A 241-nucleotide genomic window follows, 5' to 3' on the forward strand; every position below is an offset into this window, starting at 1 on the left:
TCAGCCGACAGGCATGATGCAGGTCGAGACACGCATGAGTGGGGCAGGCAGGCAATGAGAGGTCATCATGAGTGAAGCCCGAGAAGCTGCCAAGGCGCATTGGTATCTGATCCAGTGCAAGGGCGGGGAATCCTTCCGTGCGGCGGAGAACCTCACCAATCAGGGATTTCACGTCTTCCACCCCCTGTTGGAGGTGGAAAAGAAGCGCGGCGGCAAGCTGCGTTGGGTCGAAGAGCCGCTC

1 protein-coding gene is annotated in these 241 nt (G+C 59.8%); it reads left to right on the top strand.

Annotated features, from left to right (window positions below):
* Positions 1–67: 67 nt before the first annotated feature.
* A partial coding sequence (locus R0J88_RS23035; RefSeq protein ID WP_410901321.1) for a transcription termination/antitermination NusG family protein occupies positions 68–241 on the top strand: 174 nt, incomplete at its 3' end.

Source organism: Pseudoalteromonas sp. SIMBA_162, assembly GCF_046535955.1.
GTDB lineage: Bacteria > Pseudomonadota > Gammaproteobacteria > Enterobacterales > Alteromonadaceae > Pseudoalteromonas > Pseudoalteromonas marina.